Here is a 15,101-nt window from a genome sequence, read left to right on the forward strand (position 1 = left end):
ACAATAATATGAATAACCCACAACGCATCCTCGTCATCGGCGCCAACGGTCAAATCGGCAGTGAACTGGTCGAGGCCCTGGCCTCCCGGCATGGCGCGCAGAACGTCATCGCCAGCGACATCAGCCCGACCAACCTGTACAACGCGGCGCGCTACACCCCGCTGAACGTGCTGGATAAGGAAGCGCTGGCGGCGCTGGTCACCGAAGAAGGCATCACCCAGGTGTATCAACTGGCGGCGATGCTGTCCGCCACCGGCGAAGCGGCGCCGCTGAAAGCCTGGACGCTGAACATGGACGGCCTGCTGAACATCCTGGAAGTGGCGCGCGAGCGCGGCGCCATCGGCAAGCCGCTGAAAGTGTTCTGGCCATCGTCGATCGCCGCCTTCGGTCCGAACACGCCGGCCGTCGACACGCCGCAGACCACGGTGATGGATCCGACCACGATCTACGGCATCAGCAAGCTGGCCGGCGAGCGCCTGTGCGAATACTACTTCATCAAGTACGGGGTGGACGTGCGTTCGATCCGCTACCCAGGCATCATCAGCTTCAAGTCGCCACCGGGCGGCGGCACCACCGATTACGCCATCGCGATCTTCCACTCGGCGCTGCGCGGCGAGCGCTATGAATGCTTCCTCGGCCCGCAAACCACGCTGCCAATGATTTACATGCCCGACGCGATCCGCGCCACCATCGAACTGATGGAAGCGCCGGCGGAGCAGGTCAAGGTGCGTTCGGCCTACAACGTGGCCGGCGTGTCGTTCAACCCTGAACAGCTGGCCGCCGCGATCACCCGCGCCGTCCCCGACTTCAAGATCGGCTACAAGCCGGACAGCCGCCAGGGCATCGCCGACACCTGGCCGCAAAGCCTGGACGACGCCACCGCGACCGCCGACTGGGGCTGGAAGGCCCGCATCGGCATCGATGAAATGGTGGCCGACATGCTGGCCAACGTCGATGTCCACCTGGGCAAGGCGGCATAATGGACATGAGCGTTTTCGACCTGTTCAAGATCGGCATTGGTCCGTCGAGTTCCCACACCGTGGGTCCGATGGTGGCGGCCCGCCGTTTTCTGCTCGATAGCGCTCCGCTCGACGATGTCATCGAAGTCAAGGCCGAGCTGTATGGTTCGCTGGCCCTGACCGGCATCGGCCACGCGACCGACAAGGCGGTGATCCTCGGCCTGATGGGCGAAACCCCGCAGGACGTGGTGCCGACCGAGGTCGACACGCAACTGGCCGCAGCCGAAGCGGCCGGTGAACTCAAGCTGCTCGGCAGCCGCACCGTGCCGTTCAAGCGTGGCACGCACCTGGTGTTCCACATGGCCGAATCGCTGGCCGAACACCCGAACGGCATGCGCTTCACGCTGACCCGCGCCGACGGAACCACCTTCAGCAAGGTGTATTACTCGGTCGGCGGTGGCTTCATCAAGGAAGCGGGTGAAGCGCAGCAACCGGCGCCGGTGACTGGCAGCGCGCCCGCCGCCGCCATTCCGTTCCCCTTCGATACGATGGAACAGCTGCTGGCCCACGGCGAAAAGAGCAGCCTGACCATCCCGCAAATGCTGCGCGCGAACGAACGCGTCAAGCTGTCCGACGATGAGCTGAATACCGGTATCGACAAGATCTGGAAGGTCATGCATGACTGTATCGCGCACGGCCTCGACACCGCCGGCACGCTGCCGGGCGGCTTGAACGTCAAGCGCCGCGCCGCCAACCTGTGGACCCAGGCGAACATCAACGGCGCCCGCGCCAACGAACTGCCGCACGACGCGCTGCACCAGGTCAGCCTGTATGCGATGGCGGTCAACGAGGAAAACGCCGCCGGCGGCCGCGTGGTCACGGCGCCGACCAACGGCGCGGCCGGCATCATCCCGGCGGTGCTGCGCTACTACGCGGAAGACTGCAAGCCGAGCGACCCGGTCACCGGCGTGCGCGACTTCATGCTGACGGCCGCCGCCATCGGCATGCTGTGCAAGCGCAACGCTTCGATCTCCGGCGCCGAAATCGGCTGCCAGGGCGAAGTCGGCGTGGCATGCGCGATGGCCGCCGCCGGCCTGGTGGCGGCGCTGGGCGGCAGCAATGGCCAGATCGAGAACGCCGCCGAAATCGGCATCGAACACCACCTGGGCATGACCTGCGACCCGATCGGCGGCCTGGTGCAGATCCCGTGCATCGAGCGCAACGGCATGGGCGCGGTCAAGGCCATCACCGCCGCCTCGCTGGCTTTAAAGGGCGACGGCACCCATTTCGTCAGCCTCGACGAAGTGATCGAGACCATGCGCCAGACCGGCGCCGACATGCAGGCCAAGTACAAGGAAACCTCGCTGGGCGGCCTGGCGATCCACGTCATCACCGTCAATCACGCGGCTTGCTGAGCAGCTGCCGGAACTCCGCTTCCGGCACCGGCTTGCTGAAGTAGTAGCCCTGCATTTCATCGCAGTGCTGCTCGCGCAGGAACGACAGCTGTTCGGCGGTCTCCACGCCTTCGGCGATGGTCTTCAGCCCCAGGCTGCGCGCCATGTTGATGATGGCGCTGACGATGGCCTTGTCCTCGGCATCGGTGCTGATGTCGCGCACGAAGGATTGGTCGATCTTCAGCTTGTAGACTTTGAATTTCTTCAGGTGGCTGAGCGACGAGTAGCCGGTGCCGAAATCGTCGATCGACATCCGTACGCCGCGTTCGTGCAGCTGGTTCATGATGGCGATCGCGCCCTGCGGGTCGTGTGCGGCAACGCCTTCGGTCAACTCCAGTTCCAGGTAGGACGGTGGCAGACCTTCCTCTTCCAGTATTTGCGCGATCAGCTCCGGCAGTTCGGTATTCCGGAACTGCATCGCCGACAGATTCACCGCCATCGCCACCGGCGGCAGGCCGGCGTCGATCCACGCGCGCGCCTGGCGTACGGCCTGGCGCAGCACCCAGGCGCCGATCGGCAGGATCAATCCGCTTTCCTCGGCGGCCGGGATGAATTCCGCCGGCGTCACCGCGCCGCCCAGCTCCGGTGTGGTCCATCTCAGCAGCGCCTCGGCGCCGACGATGCGGCCGGTCGCCAGTGAAATCTGCGGCTGGTACACCACCTGCATCTGCTCGCGCTCCAGCGCGTAGCGCAGCGCGTTGACCATTTGCAGATGGCGCGCCGCGCGGTGCTGCATGGCCAGGGTGAAGAAGCGGTAGTCGTGGCGGCCGGTGCGCTTGACCTGGTACATGGCGGCGTCCGCGCTTTGCAGCAGAGTTTCCAGATCGGCGCCGTCGGCCGGGTACAGGGCGATGCCGATCGAGGCCGAGACCTTGAGATCGTGCACGCCGATGCTGTAAGGCTGCCCGATCATGTCGATCAGCTTGCGCGCCACCGCCGCCGCGTCGGCCGCCTCCACCTGTTCCAGCACGAAGATGAATTCGTCGCCGCCGAGGCGGGCCACCATGTCGTCCTCGCGCAGGCATTGGCGCAGCCGTTGCGACAGTTCGCACAACAGCAGGTCGCCGACGCTGTGGCCCAGCGAGTCGTTGATGTCCTTGAAGTGGTCGAGGTCCAGCATCAGCAGCGCCAGCGAACTGCGGTTGCGCCGCGCCAGCGCCAGCGCGTGGCGGGTGTGCTCCTGCAATTGCGCGCGGTTCGGCAGGCCGGTCAGGGCGTCGTGGTGGGCCAGGTACTGGATGCGTTCATTGGCCTGCTCGCGTTCCGCCTCGCGGTCGAAGTTCTTCAGCGCGAACTCGATATCGAGCGTCATCTCCAGCAGCAGCGCCTGGACTTCGTTGTCGAAAGCATGGGTGGTGTCGGCGCACAGCACGAAGAATCCGATAATTTCGCCGCGGCGCCGCAACGGGATCGCCGCCGACGCCCGCCAGCCGTAACAGGCGCCTTGTTCGTGCCAGCTTCCGGTTTCCGGCGCGGCCTGGAAGTCCTGGCACCAGTGCGGCTCGCCGCCGCTGTATGCCAGGCCTATCGGGCTGCCGTCTTGGGGTTGGCCGGAATCGAGAGGCAGGACCAGCTGGCCCAGATATTCGATGCCGGCACCGGCGGCTGCCGCCGACCGCACCTCGCGCCGCTGCGGATCGATGATGCCGATCCAGGCCATGGTCATGCCGCCGTGATCGACCACGCCGTCGACGATGCGCGCGAACAGTTCGGCCTCGCTGCGGCTGCGGACGATGGCCTGGTTGCACTGGCTCAGCGCCGAATACAGGCCGCTGACGCGTAGTGTGCGCTCCAGCGCGGCGGCGCGCTCGGCGTCCAGCCGCGCCAGGCTTTTCTGCATCGCCGACAGCCAGCTCCAGACGCTGTCGGCCGACCGCGCCGGTACCGCCAGCGGCGTGCCGAAGTCGCCCCGGCCCAGTCGACCCATGGCCGCCTGCAGCTGGTCGACCGAGCAGCCCAGCGCCGTATCGAGCTTGCGCTTGGCGCGCCAGGTCACCGCCACCAGGATCAGCGCGAACAGCACAAACAAGCCGCGCGCCAATGCCGCTTCCTTCACGGTGGACTCGACCTGCTGCCCGGTGCGCCGGTCGACGCTGTCGTTGACATCGGCGATGGGTCGCATGATCGACGCCTTGGCGCGGTGATAGGCGTCGTCGTACAGCATGGCCGTGGCGGCGGCGATCACGCGCGCGTCGCCGTGCGCGCCGTCGCGCATGTTCAGGGCGACGATTTCGGTGGCGGCCAGCTGGTCCGACGCCGATTTGGACCTGGCCAACAGCGCCAGCTCGCCTGGCGAAAAGCCGGCGCGCGCCATCAGGTCCAGCAGCGATATGGCCGGCTCCGAAGGGCGTGGCGGCTGGCCGGCGTCCAGCACCAGATCCCAGTAGACGTTGTCGTAGCCTTGCGGGTGCGGGCGCACGCCATCGCGGATGTCGATGATTTCCTGATAGTGCAGGCGGTATTGCGGCTCGCCGGTGACGACGTAGGTGCGCGCCATGCGCGTCAGGTCGTCCGACGAGTGGCGCAGTTCGTTGACCAGTTTGCGCGCCGCGTAGCGCTGCAGGTTGGCGCGGTCGATGCGCTTTTCGGACCAGACATACAGCACGAAGGCCGCCGTCACCACGCACAGCGCGCCGAGGCATAGCCACAGATAATGGGCGAAACGGCGCGGTGCGGCGGACGGGGGCAGGGACATGATCTTCACACTGTTGCGCAAGCCGCAAGTATAGAGCTTGTCGCCGTGCAAGTGGCCGCCGATACCGATAAAACAACGGTGATTTCACGGATGACGGCCGGGCGCACTATAATATCCGCTCGCTTTGTACCGTTCTGCCTTTTAGCCGTCAGCTCAACCGGACTTTTCTAATTTATGCAATACGTGTCTACCCGCGCCGCCGCATCGGCCGCCGCCTCGTCTTCCCAACAATTCTCGGACATTCTGCTGGGCGGCCTGGCCGCCGACGGTGGCCTGTTCCTGCCCGCCGACTATCCGCAAGTGACCGGCGCCGAACTCGATGCCTGGCGCCAGCTGTCCTACGCCGACCTGGCCTTCGAGATCCTGAAGAAGTTCGCCACCGATATTCCGGAAGCCGACCTGCGCGCGCTGACCGCCAAGACCTACACCAAGGAAGTCTACAAGAACGTCCGCGCCGGCGAAAAAGCCAGCCAGATCACGCCGTTGCGCGTGCTGGAGGAAGAGGGCGGCAAGAAGCTGGTGCTGCAAGCGCTGTCGAACGGTCCGACGCTGGCCTTCAAGGACATGGCGATGCAACTGCTGGGCAATCTGTTCGAGTACGCGCTGGCCAAGCAGAGCGCACAGCTGAATATCTTCGGCGCGACCTCCGGCGATACCGGCAGCGCCGCCGAATACGCGATGCGCGGCAAGAAGGGCATCCGCGTTTTCATGCTGTCGCCGCACAAGAAAATGAGCGCGTTCCAGACCGCGCAGATGTTCAGCCTCCAGGATCCGAACATCTTCAACATCGCCATCGAAGGCGTGTTCGATGATGCGCAGGACATGGTCAAGGCGGTGTCCAACGACCTGGAATTCAAGGCGAAGCAAAAGATCGGTACCGTCAATTCGATCAACTGGGCGCGCGTCGTGGCGCAGGTGGTGTATTACTTCCGTGGCTATCTGGCCGCCACCACGTCCAACGAGCAGAAAGTGTCGTTCACCGTCCCGTCGGGGAACTTCGGCAATATCTGCGCCGGCCACATCGCCCGCATGATGGGACTGCCGATTTCCAAGCTGGTCGCCGCCACCAACGAGAACGATGTGCTGGATGAGTTCTTCCGCACCGGCGTGTACCGCGTGCGCAAGTCGGCCGAGACCTACCACACCAGCAGCCCGTCGATGGACATCTCCAAGGCGTCCAACTTCGAGCGTTTCATCTACGATCTGGTGGGCCGCGACAGCGAGCGCACCCGCGCGCTGTTCCACAAGGTGGAGACGCAGGGCGGCTTCGACCTGTCCGGCAAGCCTGGCAGCGACGGCGACGAGTTCAAACTGGTGGCCAAATACGGCTTCAAGTCCGGCAAGTCGACCCATGAAGACCGCCTGAACACCATCCGCGACGTGGCCGACGATTACGGCATCGTCATCGATACCCACACCGCAGACGGCATCAAGGTCGCCAAGGAAAACCTGGAAAACGGCGTGACCATGATCGTGCTGGAGACCGCGCTGGCGGCCAAGTTCAATGAAACCATACTGGATGCGCTGGGCGAGGATGCCGAGCGTCCGGAAGGCTTCGAGAACATCGAAGACCTGCCGCAGAAGTTCGTCGTCATGAAGCCGGATGTCGAGGTGATGAAGGCTTACATCGCGGCCAATACCGGACTCTGAAGATGAGCGAATACAAGCCGAAGCCGATGTTGGCGGTCAGCGAGGCGCTGGCCTTGATGCTGGCGGCCGCGCGTCCGGTGGCGCAGTCGGAGGTCATCCCGACCTTGTCCGCCAATGGCCGCGTGCTGGCGACGGCGCAGGTGTCCGGCATGAACGTGCCGGGCATGGACAACACACAGATGGATGGCTACGCGGTGCGCGCCGCCGATTGCGCCAGCGGTAACGCGGCGCTGACGGTGTCGCAGCGGATTCCGGCCGGTTATGTCGGCCAGCCCTTGCAGCCGGGGACCGCCGCGCGCATCTTCACCGGCGCGATGATTCCCGAAGGCGCCGATGCGGTGGTGATGCAGGAGCAGTGCGAACTGGTGGGCGACACGGTCACCGTCAAGCACGCACCGAAATCCGGCGAGTGGATCCGCCGCGCCGGCGAGGACATCAAGACCGGCGCCGTGATCCTGCCGGCCGGCGTGCGTTTGCGCAGCCAGGAATTGGGCTTGGCCGCATCGGTCGGGCTGGCGGAGCTCCCGGTCAAGCGCAAGCTGCGCGTGGCGGTGTTCTTCACCGGCGATGAGCTGACCATGCCGGGCGAGCCTTTGGCGCCGGGGGCGATCTACAATTCCAACCGCTTCACGCTGCGCGCATTGCTGGAGAACCTGGGCTGCGAAATCAGCGATTTCGGCATCGTGCCCGATTCGCTGGACGCCACCCGCTCGGTGCTGCGCGAATGCGCGCAAGGCCATGACTTGATCATCACCTCCGGCGGCGTGTCGGTCGGCGAAGAGGATCACATCAAGCCGGCGGTCGAAGCCGAGGGCAAGCTGAACATGTGGCAGATCGCCGTCAAGCCGGGCAAGCCGCTGGCGTTCGGCGAAGTGAAGGATGCGTTCTTCGTCGGTCTGCCGGGCAATCCGGTGTCGAGCTTCATCACTTTCCTGATGTTCGTGCGGCCGTTCATCTTGCGCCTGCAAGGCGTGGAGGGCGACACCGCGCCGCGCGCCTTCGCCATGTGCGCCGATTTCAACTGGCCCAAGGCCGACAAGCGCAACGAGTTCCTGCGCGCGCGCATCAACGCGGCCGGCGGTCTGGAGCTGTTCAGCAACCAGAGTTCCGGTGTGCTGACGTCGACCGTGTGGGGCGATGGCGTGATCGACAATCCGCCGGGCCAGGCCATCGCTTCCGGCGATGTGGTTCGATTTATACCGTTTAGCGAGTTAATGCACTGATGGCTGTTACCGTAAAATTCTTTGCCAGTGTGCGCGAGGCCGTGGGCGCGGCGTCGGAGACAATCGAATTGCCGGCGGGCGTGGCCACCGTCGGCGCGCTGCGCGAGCATCTGGCCGCGCGCGGCGAGCAATGGCGCACCGCGCTTGCCAGCCCGGCGTTGCGCATGGCCTGCAACCAGCAGATGTGCGGTGCCGACACAGCGGTGGGCGACGGCGCCGAGGTGGCGTTCTTCCCGCCGGTTACCGGCGGCTAGGAGCGGCGAGCTGCGGCTTCTGTGGCTGCGGCGGCCGACGGCGGCGCAACAGCCTTCGGCGGCGCGCTTAGCGCGGCTTCTTGACCTTGCCGACGCCCGGCAGACTGTCGCACACGGCGCAAGCCTGGTCGTTGCGGAAGCGGCGCCAGGCCATATAGGTGAAGATGCCCGCCGCTATGGCTGCCCAGACGGCGGCGCTCAGATAATCGTTGGTCGTGGTCGAGCCCTTGAACCATTCCACCGCCGCCAAGATTGCGAACAGCGGCAAGGCGGCCAGCAGATAGCGTTTAATCCAGAATATCGCGCCCATCATATCTCCCTGTAATTAGTATCGGACCGAATGCATGCAGTCTAGTTTGACATCTTTTCGCGTCGCCGTCATCGGCGGCGGTCCCGCCGGGCTCATGGCCGCGCAAACGCTGGCCGAGGGCGGGGCGCAGGTCGACGTCTACGACGCGATGCCGTCGGTCGGTCGCAAGTTCCTGCTGGCCGGGCGCGGCGGCATGAACATCACCCACGCCGAACCGTACCCCGACTTCGTCACGCGCTACGGCAAGGGAGCGGCGCCGCTGCGGGCCATGCTGGACGCTTTCGGCCCGCAGGATGTGCGCGACTGGGTACACGGCCTGGGCGTGGAAACTTTCATCGGCACCTCGGGCCGCGTGTTCCCCACCGATATGAAGGCGGCGCCGCTGCTGCGCGCCTGGCTGCATCGCCTGCGCGAGCGCGGCGTGCAGTTTCATCAACGCCACCGCTGGCTGGGCTGGCGCGACGATGCGCTGCTGTTCGCGGCGCCGCGCGAGGATGGCGCCACCGCCGAGCTGACGCTGCGCGCCGATGCGGTGGTGCTGGCCCTGGGCGGCGGCAGCTGGGCGCGGCTCGGCTCCGACGGCGCTTGGTTGCCTTTGCTGCAAGCGCGCGGCGTCGATGTCGCGCCGCTGGTCCCGGCCAACTGCGGCTTCGACGTCGACTGGAGCGAACATTTCAGCAGCCGTCACGCCGGCGAGCCGCTAACCACCGTCGCCATCGTCTCGCGCGGCGCCGACGGGCAGACCTCGCGCAAGCAGGGCCAGTTCGTGGTGACGCAGGGCGGGGTCGAGGGCAGCCTGATTTACGCGCTGTCGGCCGCCTTGCGCGACCAGATCGCGGCCGACGGCCACACCACGATCCACCTCGACCTGCTGCCCGACCTGAGCGCGCAGCGTGTGGCCGATGAGGTGGCGCGGCCGCGCGGCGCGCGTTCGATGGCCAGTCATTTGCAGAGCCGCCTGGGCATCAAGGGCGTCAAGGCGGGCTTGCTGCGCGAGTGCCTGAGCAAGGAGGAATTCGCCGACGTGGAGCGCTTGGCGCAGGCGATCAAGCTGCTGCCGGTGCGGCTGCTGCGCCCGCGTCCGATCGACGAGGCGATCAGCAGCGCCGGCGGGGTGCGCTGGGATGCGTTGCAGGGGACGATGCTGAAGGCGGCGCCGGGCGTGTTCGTGGCCGGCGAGATGGTCGATTGGGAGGCGCCGACCGGCGGCTATCTGCTGACCGCCTGCCTGGCCGGTGGCTTGGCGGCGGGGCGCGATGCCCTGGCCTGGGGCGGGTCAGGCGGCGGCGCCGGCGCCGGCGGCTGACTTACTCCCAGCTGACTTCGCCGGAGCCGGTGCGGCTGACGTTGCGCTGGTCCGGATTGCCGAGCACGCGGATATCGCCACTGCCGCGCAGCGTCAAGTCGGCCGACTGCTTGGCGAAGACGTGGCTGGTGCCCGAGCCCTTGAGGTTGACCGTGACCTTGTCCGACGCCAGATGCCGCGCGTTCAGGTCGCCGGAGCCGGTCAGCTCGGCGGTCAGTTCCTTGCAACTGCCCGAGGCGGTGATCTGGCCCGAGCCGACCATCTCCAGCTCCACGGTCTCGCTGCTGCCGGCGTTCAGGTTGAGGGTGCCGCTGCCATGCGCGCTGGCGCTCATTTCGCGATAGCGGCCGTTGAAGTTCACATTGCCCGAGCCGTGCAATTGCAGTTCCAGCTTCTCGCCGTTGAAGCCGCTGACCTTGGTGTCGCCGCTGCTGCGCACCACCAGTTCCTCCAGCGACGGCAGCACCAGCTCCACCTGCAATTTGTGCCGCGGATTGAGCAGCATGCCCTTGGTGCCGATGTGCAGGTCGCGGCCATCCTGGATGGTTTCGATATTCGCCAGCGAGCGCTGTTCGCCGCGCACCTTGAGCGAAGCCACCGGTCCTTGGGTCAGCGTCAGGTCGATCGGGCCGTTCAGGTCGATCACCGTGGCCATGGCGTCGATCTTGCGGGTTTCACCGCCCAGCGAACGGCCGGCCACGCTGGTGGGGCTGGTGCTGCCGTAGGCCTTCAACATGCTGTAGGTCACGCCGATCAGCACAAAGGCCAGGACCAGCAGGCCGGCGCCGATTTTCATTAATGCTCGCATCAGTTGCTCCTTAGCGTCCGCGCAGCAGCGAGACGTTCATCGCCGCATAGCGTTTCAGGCCGACGATGGTGTAGCGCGTCAGCACGATGCTGAGCAGGCACAGGCCGATTCCGCCGAGGATCATGCCGAAGCCGATCAGGCTTTGCGTGGTGCGGGCGCCGCTGTCGAAATCGGTGGTGATATGCACGTCGCCGGCGGCCACGGCCTCGGCGCGGTTCAGCAGGCGGCCGCTGCGGCTGAGTTTCTCGTCGCCCGAGGGGGTGCTGTCGGCGCTCGGCTGGTCCTTGCTGACCTGCACGCCCATGCTGTTGATGGCCACGCTCCAGCCTTGGGCGTCCTCTTCCTCTTGCTGATTGTCGAAATGCGCGTTGGTGAATTCCATCACGTGTCGCAGCGGACCCTCCAGCGCCAGCTCGTTCTGGCCGGACAAGCCGCTGGCGGTCAGCGCCACGCCGCCGATGTAGAAGGCGAAGGCGGTGATGTAGACCGCACCCAGCAGGCAGGCGTAGACCATCGCCGGAATCACCATGAACAAGTTGAAGATCGCCAGGCCAACAAAGGAGACCATCATGCGCGCCAGGTTGACCGGGGTTTTCTTTTGCTCAAAAGCATTTAAATGGGCGGTGGCGCGCAGCGTCATGGCGATCTTGCGCGGCTCGTCGAGTTCCTGGTAGACCTCGGCTTCGCTTCGGCCGGCCACCAGGCCGTCGATGAAGCGCTGCTCGTAGTAGGCCAGGGTCTTGGCCACCGTTTCCGGTGGCAGACCCTGCATTGCCTGCTTGAGCGCGTCGAGGTATTGCTGCTTGGTCATGATTTCAATCCGATAGGCTTAGCCGATGGTGCAACTGTACGCAAGCATCTGTCCATACGCCACGGGCATGTGACAGGCTGCATGAATTGCGGAACAGGCGACAAAATAGGGCTACTGGACGGCGCTCCGGTTGAGCAACGCGGCTGCGGCGATGCCGCTGCGCACCGCCGTTTCCAGCGTCGCCGGGTAGTCGCTGGCGGTGTAGTCGCCGGCGATGGCCAGGCCGGGCAGACCGCTGGCGTTGCTCGGGCGCACCAATCCGGGCGAGCAGGCGTAGGTGGCGCGCTTTTCGGTGATGACCTTGAACCAGGTCGGACGGCCGAGTTCCGGGCGCTGGAACACCACCGCCAGCTGCACCGCCAGCGCCTCGGCCAGCAACTCTTGCGGCTGGTCGGCGGCCTTGGCGGAGGCGCTGATGATCACCGCCAGCAGGCCGGCCTGGGCGGGATCCAGCTGGCCCCGGTCGAACACGAACTGGCCGTATTGGTGGTTTTCGGCATCGTCCAGCAAGGCGTAGAACGGCTGGCCAAGTTTGGTGGCCGGGTCGTATTGCAGATAGCAGGTGGTGATGGCTTCCGGCGCGAAGCCGGTCAGCTGGGCGCACAGGGCGGCGGTGTCGGTGTCCGGGATGTCGTGCAGCAGGGTGGCGGCCTGGCTGGCGCCGGTGGCCAGCACCACGCCGCTGAAATAGGTGCTCCAGGTGCCGCCGACCGCCGCGCCGCTGATGTTCAACTGCCACAGCCGGTTTTCGATCGGGCGCAGCGCCTGCACCTTGGCGCCGGTGCGCACCGAGCCGCCATGGGCTTCGACGAAGGCGGCCGCCGCTTGCGGGAACAGCGCGCTCAGGTCGACGCGCGGCAGCAGCATGTCGGAAGCGCTACGGCGGCGCGCGCCCAGGCTGTCGCGCAGCACGTTGAGGAAGATCCGGGCCGAGGCGCGCTCCGGCGGCGTGTTCAGCGCGGCCAGGCACAGCGGGCGCCACATCAGCTGGATCAGGCGCGGAGTCTGGTCGAAGCGTTGCAGCAGTTCACTGACGCTGCAGTCGTCGTTCAGCTGCCAGCCCATCCAGCGGGCGGCGGTCGAGAAGCGCATCAGGCTCAGTTTGTCTTCCCGTTGCAAGCCCTTGGCGCGCAGCAAGGCGGCGGCCAGATGCAGCGGCGCGGGCAGCGGCAGCTCGGGAACGGCGAAGTCCATGCCGCCGCTGCCGTCCGGATAGCGCATTTGCAGCGGCAAGGTCAGCAGCGCCTGCTTGCGGTCGACGCCGGTGAGCTTCATCAGCCGCAGCGTTTCGCTGTAGGCGCCGAGCAGGATGTGCTGGCCGTTGTCGAGGTGGGCACGGTCGGTGTCGACCCGGCGCGCGCGGCCGCCCAGGGTGCGGGCCGATTCCAGCAGCGTGACCTTGTAGCCGGCGCGCGCCAGCTCGACGGCGGCTGCGCAACCGGCCCAGCCGCTGCCGATCACGGCGATCGAGCGCGAAGTCAGATCGGGTTCGGCCTTGGCGGCCAGGCGTTTGTCTTCAGGCGGCTCGGCCACGATCACCTCAGCCACGAATGTAGGTCTTCCACGCCAGCCAGAGCTTGCGGATGGGCGTGAGCGAAATGCGCTGCGAGAGCACGTGGTAGCCGTCGGCTTCCACCTCGGTCAGCAGCGTGCGGTAGATGGCGGCCATCATCAGGCCGGGGCGCTGGGCGCGGCGGTCTTCCTTCGGCAGCAGCGCGAAGGCGTCGTCGTAGGCGGTCTGGGCGCGGGCGATCTGGAACGCCATCAGCTTTTCGAAGTTCTCGGTATGGCGGGCGTTGAGCAGGTCGGCGGCGGTGACGTTGAATTGCTGTAACTCGCTGATCGGCAGGTAGATGCGGCCTTTGCGGGCATCCTCGCCGACGTCGCGGATGATGTTGGTCAGCTGGAAGGCATGGCCCAGCTTTTCGGCGAATTGCAGCGTCTGCGGCTTGGTCACGCCGAAGATGCTGGCCGACAGGATGCCGACCACGCTGGCGACGTGCCAGCAATAGCGGGTCAGGGCGGCGTAGTCGAGGTAGCGGGTCTGGTTCAGGTCCATTTCCATGCCGTCGATGATGGCTTGCAGGTGTTCCTGCTTCAGGTCGTAGACCGCAACATGCGGTTGCAGCGCCAGCGTCACCGGGTGGGTCTGGGTGCCTTCGTACATGTTGGCGATTTCCTTGCGCCACCAGGCCAACTTGATGCGGGCGATCGATTCATCGGTGCATTCGTCGACGGTGTCGTCCACTTCGCGGCAGAAGGCGTACAGGGCGGTGATGGCGCGGCGGCGTTCAGGCGGCAGGAACAGAAAACTATAGTAAAAACTGGAGCCGCTTTGGGCGGTCTTTTGCTGGCAGTAGTCGTCTGGGGACATGAATAAAAAGCAAGATGGACTATCGAAGCCGCTATTCTATAGGAAGGGCCTGCACTCCCGGTTCATTATTTGGCACAAGCAGGTAATTAGCACAGGATGCTAAAGAAAGTCATTTGAGGATACAATACGTTACCTTTGAAGGAGAAGTATCCGTATGAATCCGCAGATAGTCGCAGCTTTGATCCTCATCCCCTTGCTTGGCGGATGCGACGGCTTGTCGGCGGAAGACACGACGCCGATGAAGTCTGCCACCTATTACACCCAGAATCTGCAGGAGGCGAACGACGTGGCCGGCCGCTGCAAGCAGTTGGATGAGCAGAAACAGCGCGAGCTGAGCACCGGCGATTATCAGGAGTGGCAGATCTCCAACGAGGGCATCAATTGCCAGACGGCGATCTCGGTGTCGGAAGCGGCGTCGGTGCGCGAGTTCGTGCTCAAGCAAACCAAGCCGTCGGCGTTGCCGGTCAAGCAATCCGTGCCATCGTCTTCTGCTCCCGCACCGGCTATTCCGGAGCGGACCGCTGAGCGGAAACTTAGCTCCAACCAGAACCTAGCGCCGTAGTCCCGAACGGCGGCGCCATGGCGGGTCCGACAGCACCCGTACGATCACGCTGAACGGAATATCCCGCCGCACCAGGAACTCGGACGCGAATGCGCGGCCCCGGCTATGCAGCAGGCTGATGCCTGTTTCCACAATTTTCGATGTTTCGGTATCGGGTCGCGGCGACCTGTCGATGGCTTGCATCTTATTACCTCACGATTTTTGTGAACGGTAACATGACAATGTGAAATTGTGCAGCGGCAACGAGTTAATCGTGCGCGGCTTGCTTGCCGTATTTTTCCTGCATCTGCTTCAGCAGCGCCGCTGTCTGTTCGACCTGTCTGCGTGTTTCCTGCTGCATCTCCGCGTTGCTTTTTCCGGAGTCATACATCGAAGTCATGTTCGAAAGCAGGGCGGCGTTGAAGCTTGCCACTCCGAAGATGATTGCAAGTGAAGAGCTGATGCCGGTGAGGATGACCGTGGTCCTCAGGCTGGACAGCATCCCGGTCGTGGCTTCGATCGTACGCTCCAGGCGATCCATCCGTTGCGAGTGGCTATCCAGCCTGTTGATGAGGATGTCGATTTTGCCATTGATCGACGCAATCTGGGCATCTCGCCGCGCCTCGGTCGCTTCGAGCTTTGCATCGATCTCCTCGCGCGTCATGTCGTTCATTTCTACGATCCGGAAGTGTGTCTTTCCAGTGTAGTGCTCCCCA

At 65.1% G+C, this 15,101-nt stretch carries 15 protein-coding genes; 7 read left to right on the plus strand and 8 right to left on the minus strand.

The genetic code is table 11. The annotated features are described in order from the left end of the window. The first annotated feature begins 8 nt into the window (after window positions 1–8). Window positions 9–980 (plus strand): NAD-dependent epimerase/dehydratase family protein, encoded by a 972-nt coding sequence (locus GW587_RS11405; RefSeq protein WP_166102534.1) that lies wholly within the window; start codon window positions 9–11, stop codon window positions 978–980. Continuing rightward, window positions 980–2,374 (plus strand): L-serine ammonia-lyase, encoded by a 1,395-nt coding sequence (locus GW587_RS11410; RefSeq protein WP_166102537.1) that lies wholly within the window; start codon window positions 980–982, stop codon window positions 2,372–2,374. Before GW587_RS11405 ends, GW587_RS11410 begins: the two co-directional genes overlap by 1 nt. Here the strand turns inward: GW587_RS11410 and GW587_RS11415 are convergent. Further along, entirely contained in the window at window positions 2,355–5,108 is a 2,754-nt protein-coding gene (locus GW587_RS11415; RefSeq protein WP_166102541.1) for a putative bifunctional diguanylate cyclase/phosphodiesterase, read from the minus strand. The genes GW587_RS11410 and GW587_RS11415 overlap by 20 nt on opposite strands. Window positions 5,109–5,282: 174 nt before the next feature. Between GW587_RS11415 and thrC the strand changes: the two genes are divergently transcribed. Genes thrC through moaD form a run of 3 tightly spaced genes read left to right on the plus strand, consistent with a single transcriptional unit; the run spans window position 5,283 to window position 8,235 of the window. Then, window positions 5,283–6,758 carry a threonine synthase gene (thrC, locus tag GW587_RS11420; RefSeq protein ID WP_166102544.1) on the plus strand — a complete coding sequence of 492 codons (1,476 nt, stop codon included), beginning with the start codon at window positions 5,283–5,285 and terminating at the stop codon, window positions 6,756–6,758. Window positions 6,759–6,760: 2 nt separating this feature from the next. Next, entirely contained in the window at window positions 6,761–7,981 is a 1,221-nt protein-coding gene (locus GW587_RS11425) for a molybdopterin molybdotransferase MoeA (protein WP_166102547.1), read from the plus strand. After that, window positions 7,981–8,235 carry a molybdopterin converting factor subunit 1 gene (gene moaD / locus GW587_RS11430; RefSeq protein ID WP_166102550.1) on the plus strand — a complete coding sequence of 85 codons (255 nt, stop codon included), beginning with the start codon at window positions 7,981–7,983 and terminating at the stop codon, window positions 8,233–8,235. Before GW587_RS11425 ends, moaD begins: the two co-directional genes overlap by 1 nt. 67 nt (window positions 8,236–8,302) lie before the next feature. Here moaD and GW587_RS11435 read toward each other — a convergent pair whose 3' ends face one another. Further along, window positions 8,303–8,548: a hypothetical protein gene (locus tag GW587_RS11435; protein WP_229259393.1), complete on the minus strand. Its 246-nt coding sequence runs from the start codon at window positions 8,546–8,548 to the stop codon at window positions 8,303–8,305. Between the two features lie 31 nt (window positions 8,549–8,579). On the opposite strand from GW587_RS11435, the gene GW587_RS11440 reads away from it, so the two are divergent. Further along, window positions 8,580–9,851 carry a TIGR03862 family flavoprotein gene (locus GW587_RS11440; protein ID WP_166102553.1) on the plus strand — a complete coding sequence of 424 codons (1,272 nt, stop codon included), beginning with the start codon at window positions 8,580–8,582 and terminating at the stop codon, window positions 9,849–9,851. A 1-nt stretch (window position 9,852) separates the two neighbouring features. Here the strand turns inward: GW587_RS11440 and GW587_RS11445 are convergent, their stop codons facing one another. The 4 genes from GW587_RS11445 to hpnD all read right to left on the minus strand — a co-directional run bounded on the left by GW587_RS11445 (window position 9,853) and on the right by hpnD (window position 13,844). Continuing rightward, window positions 9,853–10,659 carry a head GIN domain-containing protein gene (locus tag GW587_RS11445; RefSeq protein WP_166102556.1) on the minus strand — a complete coding sequence of 269 codons (807 nt, stop codon included), beginning with the start codon at window positions 10,657–10,659 and terminating at the stop codon, window positions 9,853–9,855. Between the two features lie 10 nt (window positions 10,660–10,669). Then, complete coding sequence (locus GW587_RS11450) at window positions 10,670–11,470, minus strand: DUF1700 domain-containing protein (protein ID WP_166102559.1); 801 nt, start codon at window positions 11,468–11,470, stop codon at window positions 10,670–10,672. Window positions 11,471–11,581: 111 nt separating this feature from the next. After that, entirely contained in the window at window positions 11,582–13,018 is a 1,437-nt protein-coding gene (gene hpnE, locus GW587_RS11455; protein ID WP_371875573.1) for a hydroxysqualene dehydroxylase HpnE, read from the minus strand. Next, the gene (hpnD, locus tag GW587_RS11460; protein ID WP_166102562.1) at window positions 13,011–13,844 is read right to left on the minus strand and encodes a presqualene diphosphate synthase HpnD; all 834 of its coding nucleotides are present in this window, start codon (window positions 13,842–13,844) and stop codon (window positions 13,011–13,013) included. Before hpnD ends, hpnE begins: the two co-directional genes overlap by 8 nt. A 154-nt stretch (window positions 13,845–13,998) precedes the next feature. Between hpnD and GW587_RS11465 the strand changes: the two genes are divergently transcribed. Next, window positions 13,999–14,406 carry a hypothetical protein gene (locus tag GW587_RS11465; protein WP_166102565.1) on the plus strand — a complete coding sequence of 136 codons (408 nt, stop codon included), beginning with the start codon at window positions 13,999–14,001 and terminating at the stop codon, window positions 14,404–14,406. Here the strand turns inward: GW587_RS11465 and GW587_RS11470 are convergent. Continuing rightward, a complete protein-coding gene (locus GW587_RS11470) occupies window positions 14,395–14,589 on the minus strand; it encodes a hypothetical protein (RefSeq protein WP_166102567.1) in 195 nt (64 codons plus the stop codon). The genes GW587_RS11465 and GW587_RS11470 overlap by 12 nt on opposite strands. 64 nt (window positions 14,590–14,653) lie before the next feature. Further along, complete coding sequence (locus GW587_RS11475; protein ID WP_166102569.1) at window positions 14,654–15,058, minus strand: hypothetical protein; 405 nt, start codon at window positions 15,056–15,058, stop codon at window positions 14,654–14,656. Between the last annotated feature and the right edge of the window lie 43 nt (window positions 15,059–15,101).

This window comes from Duganella aceris, assembly GCF_011090165.1.
GTDB lineage: Bacteria > Pseudomonadota > Gammaproteobacteria > Burkholderiales > Burkholderiaceae_D > Rugamonas > Rugamonas aceris.